Annotated in this window: 12 protein-coding genes and 2 pseudogenes; 9 read left to right on the plus strand and 5 right to left on the minus strand. The window is 59.5% G+C overall.

Annotation, left to right across the window (positions count from 1 at the left end; genetic code table 11):
- Window positions 1-125: 125 nt before the first annotated feature.
- The 3 genes from PMI09_RS08495 to PMI09_RS32105 are packed head-to-tail and all read left to right on the plus strand — an operon-like array spanning window position 126 to window position 1,976.
- Window positions 126-461 (plus strand): helix-turn-helix domain-containing protein, encoded by a 336-nt coding sequence (locus PMI09_RS08495; RefSeq protein ID WP_007791174.1) that lies wholly within the window; start codon window positions 126-128, stop codon window positions 459-461.
- A complete protein-coding gene (locus tag PMI09_RS08500; protein ID WP_007791177.1) occupies window positions 454-1,701 on the plus strand; it encodes a type II toxin-antitoxin system HipA family toxin in 1,248 nt (415 codons plus the stop codon). Before PMI09_RS08495 ends, PMI09_RS08500 begins: the two co-directional genes overlap by 8 nt.
- Window positions 1,698-1,976, plus strand: a complete 279-nt coding sequence (locus PMI09_RS32105) for a hypothetical protein (protein WP_007791180.1) — start codon at window positions 1,698-1,700, stop codon at window positions 1,974-1,976. Before PMI09_RS08500 ends, PMI09_RS32105 begins: the two co-directional genes overlap by 4 nt.
- Window positions 1,977-2,076: 100 nt before the next feature.
- On the opposite strand, the gene PMI09_RS32110 is transcribed toward PMI09_RS32105, so the two are convergent.
- Window positions 2,077-2,382: a hypothetical protein gene (locus tag PMI09_RS32110; RefSeq protein ID WP_244423735.1), complete on the minus strand. Its 306-nt coding sequence runs from the start codon at window positions 2,380-2,382 to the stop codon at window positions 2,077-2,079.
- Between the two features lie 374 nt (window positions 2,383-2,756).
- On the opposite strand from PMI09_RS32110, the gene PMI09_RS08510 reads away from it, so the two are divergent.
- The 4 genes from PMI09_RS08510 (at window position 2,757) to PMI09_RS08525 (ending at window position 5,091) form a co-directional block, all read left to right on the plus strand.
- On the plus strand, window positions 2,757-3,410 hold the full coding sequence (locus PMI09_RS08510; RefSeq protein ID WP_007791186.1) for a helix-turn-helix transcriptional regulator: 654 nt from the start codon (window positions 2,757-2,759) through the stop codon (window positions 3,408-3,410).
- Between the two features lie 76 nt (window positions 3,411-3,486).
- A complete protein-coding gene (locus PMI09_RS08515; protein WP_007791191.1) occupies window positions 3,487-4,116 on the plus strand; it encodes an acyl-homoserine-lactone synthase in 630 nt (209 codons plus the stop codon).
- Between the two features lie 39 nt (window positions 4,117-4,155).
- Window positions 4,156-4,341 (plus strand): hypothetical protein, encoded by a 186-nt coding sequence (locus tag PMI09_RS08520; RefSeq protein ID WP_007791194.1) that lies wholly within the window; start codon window positions 4,156-4,158, stop codon window positions 4,339-4,341.
- A gap of 240 nt (window positions 4,342-4,581) precedes the next feature.
- Window positions 4,582-5,091 carry a helix-turn-helix domain-containing protein gene (locus PMI09_RS08525; RefSeq protein ID WP_244423736.1) on the plus strand — a complete coding sequence of 170 codons (510 nt, stop codon included), beginning with the start codon at window positions 4,582-4,584 and terminating at the stop codon, window positions 5,089-5,091.
- Window positions 5,092-5,211: 120 nt separating this feature from the next.
- Here the strand turns inward: PMI09_RS08525 and PMI09_RS08530 are convergent, their stop codons facing one another.
- Window positions 5,212-5,682, minus strand: a complete 471-nt coding sequence (locus PMI09_RS08530) for a helix-turn-helix transcriptional regulator (protein WP_007791199.1) — start codon at window positions 5,680-5,682, stop codon at window positions 5,212-5,214.
- Between the two features lie 143 nt (window positions 5,683-5,825).
- Between PMI09_RS08530 and PMI09_RS08535 the strand changes: the two genes are divergently transcribed.
- The gene (locus PMI09_RS08535; protein ID WP_157213349.1) at window positions 5,826-6,128 is read left to right on the plus strand and encodes a hypothetical protein; all 303 of its coding nucleotides are present in this window, start codon (window positions 5,826-5,828) and stop codon (window positions 6,126-6,128) included.
- Window positions 6,129-6,206: 78 nt separating this feature from the next.
- Here the strand turns inward: PMI09_RS08535 and PMI09_RS32615 are convergent.
- From PMI09_RS32615 to PMI09_RS08545, 3 genes and pseudogenes are all read right to left on the minus strand, one after another.
- Window positions 6,207-6,362 (minus strand): annotated as a pseudogene (locus PMI09_RS32615) (helix-turn-helix domain-containing protein); the annotation flags it as partial.
- 221 nt (window positions 6,363-6,583) lie between these two features.
- A complete protein-coding gene (locus PMI09_RS08540; RefSeq protein WP_007791206.1) occupies window positions 6,584-7,096 on the minus strand; it encodes a GNAT family N-acetyltransferase in 513 nt (170 codons plus the stop codon).
- Between the two features lie 3 nt (window positions 7,097-7,099).
- Window positions 7,100-7,402 (minus strand): type II toxin-antitoxin system TacA family antitoxin, encoded by a 303-nt coding sequence (locus PMI09_RS08545; protein ID WP_007791209.1) that lies wholly within the window; start codon window positions 7,400-7,402, stop codon window positions 7,100-7,102.
- Between the two features lie 207 nt (window positions 7,403-7,609).
- Here PMI09_RS08545 and PMI09_RS30145 point away from each other — a divergent pair.
- A pseudogene (locus PMI09_RS30145) lies at window positions 7,610-8,057 on the plus strand (LysR substrate-binding domain-containing protein); the annotation flags it as partial.
- Window positions 8,058-8,328: the final 271 nt, after the last annotated feature.

Genomic DNA, 8,328 nt, shown 5'->3' on the forward strand with positions numbered 1-8,328 from the left:
CCGTCGGAATCAATGCCACACTAGTGGCACGACGAAACAATTTGACCTGGCCCCCTGAGCGTCCTCTGGAACAATTGTAAGCTTCGTGATACATATCCGGCCGATCTGTAGTGCGAAGGTGGCAAATGCCAACACCTCATAATCCTCCGGCCGCTGTGCGGCGCGCGCTGCGCAAGCTGGGCGCAGACATACACGACGCTCGTCGACGTCGCCGCCTGCCTATGGCTGTAGTGGCCGAACGCGCCTTTACCTCACGCTCAACGCTTCAGAAGATCGAAGCCGGCGACACCAACGTCAGCATCGGAATCTATGCTGGCGTCCTCCAGGCACTCGGCCTGCTAGATGGGCTGAGCCAAGTCGCCGACATCAGTAACGACAGCGTCGGGCAGTCTCTGGCCACTGCGGAACTACCGAAGCACGCTCACCCGAAGCGATCGCCTGGATCGTCACGGGATGGCTGATTTTGAAGTTCATCTCGACCTTCACGGCCGCACACGTCCGATCGGACTGGCGCGGAGCAATCGCGTCCGTGGCGCCGAGGCGGTCATGTTTGAGTATGACCGGGCCTGGCTTGAGGACCCCGACCGCTTCTCGCTTGAGCCCGCTCTAGCTCTGACCCGGGGAGCCTTCGCGCCACCCGCCGGCCTCGCAACGTTTGGCTCCATTGGCGACTCTGCACCCGATACCTGGGGCCGACGCCTCATGCAACGCTCGGAGCGGCGTACTGCCGAGCGCGACCGCCGGGCCGTGCGCACGCTGGCCGAAAGCGACTATCTGCTTGGCGTCGCCGACGAGACACGGCTCGGCGCGCTCCGCTTTCGCTGGGTCGGCGAAGAGCAGTTCCGAGCCCCGAACCGCGCGGGCGTCCCCGCCCTCATTGAGCTCGGCCGCCTGCTGCAGATCACCGAACGTATTCTGCGCGATGAGGAAACCGACGAAGACCTACAACTTATCTTCGCGCCTGGTTCGTCGCTTGGGGGAGCACGCCCGAAGGCCTCTGTCATCGATCAGCACGGCCATCTCTCGATTGCCAAGTTTCCCAAGGAAACCGACGACTACAGCATAGAGACATGGGAGGAGATTGCTCTGCGACTGGCTCAACAAGCCGGCATTGTCACGCCCCTCCACGAACTCATCGACGTCGCCGGAAAGAAGGTCATGCTCTCGCGTCGCTTCGACCGCGATGGAGCCGTCCGGATCCCCTTCTTGTCTGCGATGGCGATGATGGGCGCAAAGGACGGCGAACGCGGCAGCTACCCGGAGATCGTAGACGCCCTGGCCGAACACGGCGCGCACGGAAAAGCCGATGCCCACGCGCTTTTTCGCCGCGTCGCCTTTAATGTACTGATTTCCAACGTCGACGACCACCTGCGAAATCACGGCTTTCTGTGGCTCGGCAAAGCCGGTTGGTCGTTGTCCCCTGCCTATGACCTCAATCCAGTGCCTACCGACGTCAAAGCGCGCGTCCTTACGACCAACATCGATCTTGATGAAGGCACCTGCTCGCTTGATCTGCTGGAAGAAGCTGCCGGGTTCTTCGCCCTCACGATCGCCCAGGCTCGCGCGATCATCAAGGAAGTCGCGACCTCCACCGCGACGTGGCGCGAGACCGCAAAAGCGGTCGGTGCGCGGTCGGCCGAGATCAACCGCATGGCCAGTGCGTTCGAGCACGATGATTTGCAGCGAGCGCTAGCCCTATGACCAGAACCCTCCTCCGCAGTTTCGATCCGCCCTCGGCCAGCCCGATCACCGGGGCGACCGTCGACCTCGTTGTCGCGGACATCGAGGATGCTGGCATTCGCGAGGTGCTTCAGACTCCCGGGGCCGCGTATGGCGCATGGTCTGTTCTCGACGCGCTCCTTGCCCCGACCGGCGTTGCGACGCCTTTCATCTGCCGCGAACCGCTCGGCCAGGCCGAAGAGGTGAAGGTCGCTCTATCGGGCTATTCGGGCGCTTCGTCGCGCGCGCCTATCTAGAGCGCCACTTCAACCACTCGATCTTTACGCATCTCGGCAGTCAGACGATGGATCTGGATCGGCGACGGAGGTCAAAGTCACGCGTCTGTCGCGAGGAGATCTACCGGATTGGATTGCCCGTGCGTCGGATTTGTCGTCGCTCACCGTCGCTGAAGCCAAGGGATGTCACGATCGTCGAGGCCCGGCCAAAGCTCTCGCCCGAGCTTGGACGAAAGCCGGCCGCATCAACGTGACCGCCCAGGAACGCAAGGTGGCGGTCAAGCGGATCGCGATCGCCACGCGATCGGGCATTGTCGTCGCGGGCCCCGTAGACGCTCACCTCTCGGTCAAGGATCCTCTCGACGCGGGCGGGCCCATCGAGCCGCAAGAGAAGGACGCCCATTTCATCGGCATGCTTCGGCTCCATATCGCCAACCTTATCCGGCCGCTTGGCCACACCGAGCTGGCAAACGCACTCTATAGGCTCACAATCCACCATAGTTTCTTGTCCAAAGTGGTTATGAAATCAGACTGATGCCGGAACTGGACCTGTCGCCAACAGCCTTGGTTGAATAGGATCGGATAGCAGCGTGGAGTGCACGCTAGATTTACGTTCCCGCCATTGAGGTGTACAAGCGGCAGTAGCATTATCCGTATTGCAACCGGTTCTCAACCATGCATCGGCCATGCCTTTGTTGACCTGAGATCCAATCTGCGGGGCTTTCGATGAACCTTTCCCTGATGGATATCTTGGTGGATTTCTTGGATGCATCTGTGGGAAACGCCGACAGAGGCCAGTTGATGGCTGCCCTTGAACGGGCGACGCGCCGGCTTGGCATGGAGCACTTTGCGGCAACGTTCCTTCCCCTCGCCCATGAGCGGCTGGACTCCTATTTCATCTGGGAGAATTGGCCGGGCCAGTGGTTTGATCGCTATCTGAAACTCAACTACTTCCACTCCGATCCGGTCGTCCGTCTTGTCCGCAGGTCGGGGCGCTCGGTGATCTGGTCGCAGTCGCTAAAGCTGCAAGCCCTGCCGTCAAAGTCGAAGCGGATCATGGACGAGGCGAGCGATTTTGGCCTTGTCGACGGACTTACCATCCCGCTTCATTCGCAAAACGGCATGGATGGCGTTTTCTCGGTTGCAGGCAGACGCGCAAAGCTTACGCCAGCGGAGGTGACGCTGCTGGAGATTGTCGCAACACGCGCTCACCGTCGCTTGCTCGACCTTGCTCCCTCGGCCGCGCCACCGCGCGAAGACTGCACCGTTACAAAGGCCGAGAGCGAGTGCCTGACATGGTGCGTCTCAGGCAAGACCGATCGGGAGATTGCTGCCATGACTGGCCGCTCCCCGCGCACGATCCAGACGCACATTGGTAACCTTCAGCGCAAGCTTGGTGCCGCCAACCGAGCCCAACTCGTCGCGGAAGCGTTTCGCAGAGGCTTACAGCGGTAAAAAAATACGACATTTTACGAATAGTTTTTGATTATCCGCGGTTGCATCCTATCCGAATGCACGCGGAGAGCTTGGAATGTTGAAAGTCATTCATGAGGCAGACGACCCTGAACTTATGGAAAAGGTTTGGTCCTTCCGGCACCAGAGGTTCGTTGAGCAACTCGGCTGGGAAGAACTTCGCCGAAAAGACGGCCGCGAACGGGATCAATACGATACCGCAGATGCCATTCACGCGGTTCTCATTTGCCGCGGGAAAATAGTTGGGTATTCAAGGCTGCTTCCAACGACCCGTCCCCATTTCGCTGGCAGCTTGTGCGGCCATATCTCGGCCAGGATGCCCTCAGGCCCCTCCATATTCGAGTGGAGCCGCTGCGCAACAGTTCTCGACGCGCCCCTAATCGGCGCCCAGGCCGCCTCTGATCTTTTGATGACGGGTGTCCTCGAATGCCTCGTGCAACTGAACGCCAGGGCGATCATTTTCGTGACATACGCACCCCTTGTCAAAATGATGAGGCGGCGCGGATATCCCGTTCAATGCCTGGACATCCTGTCCCTCGATAATGGCGACCGGGTTGAGGTCATCTCCTCAAGATTGCCGCCAAACCTCCTTTCACTTCACCGGAAAAGATACGGGATCAGGCAATCATTGCTGGCTTGGGGGCGTGACGGCACTGCTACTGCCCAACGTCCGCCGACGGCGGCCTAGCACCGGTGCCGGGCAGTGGTCCGCCGTAGAAAATCCCTGATGGATGATGGCGATGCCCGCCGCTTCGCGATCGCAACCGTGCATGAGGAGACGTCAAACCTGCTCAGGATCGTCGAGGAGATCTGCCACCGCTATCCCCCTGACGATGACCTGCAGTTCGTCCGGTATCTGCTGCGCATGATCGTCGCTGAGACCAAGCGGACCATGCGCCGCGACGATCCTTGAGGGCCCAGACGCCGGCCGGGCCAATGCATTCGCTAATGTTAGGATGTCGTCCTAAAGTTCTTTGCAAACGTGAATCCTGTTGATAGACTACAACTTGGGCGATGCATTCGCCTTGGGGCGTGGAAACCCCATATCAAGCTTACTGCTCTTTATCTGAGCGTATTCTTCGCGACCAATTTGGTCGGGGAGCCTATGGCGTATGCAAGAGGCGTTCGCGCTAAAGACCATGGGGCCGCCAGCTTGACGGTTTTTCACCTCCCCGGCTTCTGGTTGCCAGCTTGTCTGGCCAGCGGGAGCGCTTTCATGTTGCAGAAAACATTGGCCGATACCACATCGACCCCAACCGAAGCCGCAAGTGACCAAACCGGACAGCATGTTGCTGATATGGAGCTGGGCAAACGCATCAAGAAACGCCGCCAGCAACTCAGGCTGTCTCAAACCGCGCTTGGTGCCGCGGTCGGCGTGTCGTTTCAGCAAATCCAGAAATACGAGCGAGGCGCCAATCGCGTGAGTTCGTCCACCCTTTACGAGATCGCACATGTTCTCGAGACGCCCATAACCTATTTCTTCGAAGGTCTGGGGCAACGCTCGACGCTGGCAAATTGCGAGTTGAACCGCAAGGCGGCCATCAGGGAAGAATTCGTTGCCACCGACGAGGGGCAGCGGCTGGTGGACGCGTTTCTCGCAATCCCGAAGAAGATGCGGCCGAAATTCATTTCGCTGCTGGCCACTTTTTCGCGGGAGCTTTGAGGGCCTCATTGTGTCGAATACACAATACCCCCTGGCAGAAGCTCTGCGCGCCCATTGCTGCCCGCGCCAAGCGACCGCCGGCGCGAGGGCATATCATGCAGACTGCGTGACAAAGAGCGTCTACGCGCCCGGCGCTTTTTGAAGCGCAAATATCGAATCCAGGATCGTTGCGACCGTCCGCAAGGTCTCGGGCGGAAGAGCCTGTATCATCTTCGTGATGCGCCGACGTTCCAGGGCTTCTTCCCTCGTATGACCCCAAAGATGGGGAGCAGCATCGAAAAGCAGATCATCTGGAAAAATGCCAAGCACTTCGCAAAGGTGTAGCACCTGCGTGGCGTGAAGCTTCGTCACGGCCCGCTCATACCGTCCGTAGACCGCCTCGATCGATCCGATAAGCATGGCGAGCTCGGCCCGCGACAAGTCTTTCTGTTTGCGAAACTTACTCAATGCTTCAGCGATGGTTTCATCCATCGCCTGTGTAGAGGCAATTCCGTCAAATCCGGGGCGGCGATAGACAGGTCGATCCACCTTCGCGTCGGCGGTTGGCTCGAGTCCTGCCTCGGTGATGTAGGTGTCAGTCCTTGCTGTCATGCATTCCCGCTCAAATCGACGGCTTGGTTTATAGCACTCATCGCGCGATTGGCTATGCAGTTTTCAGAAATCGCAACCGCGCTCGGCGAGCGCTTTTCCAGTCTGTGTATTTTGACGAGGTGAGCTCAAGAAAGGGTAACGATGTGAGAACCGAACTCATGAGACGGGTCCAGGAACACGAACGTTCTCTATCAAGGGTGATCGAAATGAAAGGACGCGTCACCGGCGGCAACGCAATGCGCTTGGAGCTCAACGCGGTGCTTGCGAGCGAAGCTGCGGCCAGAAATGATCTCATCGACTGGGAAGCACCGACGACCACTCTCGCTATCGAGAAATTGCTTCACCTTCTCGCGCATGTCCTCGCCGGGCAAATCGCTTTCGACGAAGACGCGCTAGCAAAAATAAAGACGCAAAGCCGGCGCTTTCAAAGCGATGTCAAAAACTAACTCCACGACGCGGAGCTCCCCTGGTGGCTGGGGAACTGGCGCGGCACCTAAAATGGCCGCACGTGCCTCGGCTTACCTTTAGGCAGCAACTTCGCCAGTCAGTGAGCCGGCGGGAATATTCCATGCTTTACTAAGCTTTCGAAGCTGGTCCAAATTGATTTCTCGCTTGCCATTAAAAAGATCAGCCGCCCGCGCCTTGGATCCAATGACTGCCACAAGGTCGGCGCGGCTGTAAGGTCGAGAATGACAGGCGTGGCCGGGCCTTCGCTCGGCGAAAGCGGCCGTTCCATCCGGGCATTGCGCGGGAAAGCGCAATCCGAATGAGCCGTCTCCGATCCGGGTCTGGATCAGGCTGTAGAGCCCGGCCACAACCGCTCGTCGATGACATCGATGGTCGGCGGCCGCGTTCCGTATTCCCGGTCGGTATTTTTTGACCGCTCCCGTGTCTTATCTGCTCATCTGAAGAGCTGCTCTATGTCGGCCATCGGTCGAAACAGCTTCATCGGCTGATCTGGAAACGGCAGAAAACTCTCACGCTCGTAAAAGGCACGGGCGCCATCGTCCTTCGCGTCGACAATCACAGCGAACGAAGCAACCTCGCTGCGGACCGCCCGATGAAGTGCGTCCGCCAACAAAAAGCGGCCGTAGCCATTCCCTTGATGGCGGCGATCGACGGCGAGCCGGCCGAGCAACGTCGCCGGCACGAGCGGATAGCGCGGCAATTTCTTGATCGTCTTGTCGGGCAGCTCAGCAAGCTGCAGGGCGGTCGACGACAGAGTATAATAGCCCGCGAGCGCACCGTCCGGCAGGATGAGAACGAACGGAGCCGCCATCTTCTTGCGAGCGACCTGACCAGCCTGAACGCGAATGTACCGGTCTAGCGTTTCAACTCCGCTGTCAAAAACGGAACGATCATGCTGCGCCGAAAGCGCCTCGACGCGCAGGCGTTCCCAAGTAGTCGCGGTCACGCCTCAGACGCCGGTCGCCTGGCGATAACGGCGCACGGTCTCGCGCAGCCGGTCATCCGCTGGTTTCGGCTTGAGCAGCGCATCCACGAAGGCCTCGCTGTCACGCACCGACAGATCAAGCCGCTGATGCTCCTCGATCGCGCGCCGCGCCGCATCCTGGACGCTGGTCAGTACGAAGTCGGTCACCGTCCGGCCCTGCAGGGCGGCCGCGCGCTCAATAAGGTTCTTCTGGTCGGCCGTGACCCGCATCTCAAGACGCTCGCCACGAACCCGACTGCGCAAACCATGGGTCGCAGGTTCGACCATCACTGGGCTCCTTTAGGGTTTCGTTGAATGTACGGCCAATGGCCGGAAAGATCAAGGGGCCGCCGGCCAGAGCGTCGCACGCGCGATCACCCGCAGATCCCCCCCTGAAGCTTTCTCGTCGGCCTGACACCCGCACAACGAAGAATCGCATCGCTTCACTTCGGAAAATTGTCTCTGCTAATTGAAGCACAGCGAAGCTGATTTCGTATTGCGACGTCCAACATCGTGGACCCATTGATCACCATAGAAACTCTGGTCGGCTCCGTGCGGCGCTTATGGGTACCCGCTCAACACTATCTATTGAAATACGACTCGGTCGGCCTAAAGGAAGTCGCCCAGGTGCCATATATCATGCTGACAGTCGACGAAGCAGCCCAATCCACACTCGAGTACTGGAGCAAAACTCCTTACCAGCCAAATGTGATCCTAAGAACATCGTCCGTGGAAGCAGTCCGCTCGATGGTCGCTAACAACCGGGGCGGTTCTGTCCGACATGGTACACAGGCCATGGTCGCTTGAGGGCAGCCGAAATGAAACGACCACGATACAAGAACAAACTCCAGCGATGAACATCGGCCTCGCCTGGCATGCCGGCTCTACGCTTACGCCTGCGATATATTCCAGAACGGGTCCGCGTCGATATGGCTGGAGATAGCCCTGAGGCCCGGACCTGACCATGCAAGCGATCGGGCAGATCTGCACTGCGTCCGACAGCCGCGCCGAACATGAACGACGCCAGAACGAGAGCAGGCGTTTTCAGCGAGTTCATGGCCGTTGCCCCTTCGCCCACGGTGCCGCTCGGCCACGCGCAAATGACGGGTGCCAAACATCAGGGAATTGCCGCAGCCCTGCGCTCAATTTCCTCGCCTGTTGCTCGGCGCCCGCGAAGGCGAAAACCGCGCCCAGCCCCGGTGTGGCGGCAGCCG

The sequence above is a fragment of the Rhizobium sp. CF122 genome (assembly GCF_000282035.1).
Taxonomy (GTDB): Bacteria; Pseudomonadota; Alphaproteobacteria; order Rhizobiales; family Rhizobiaceae; genus Rhizobium.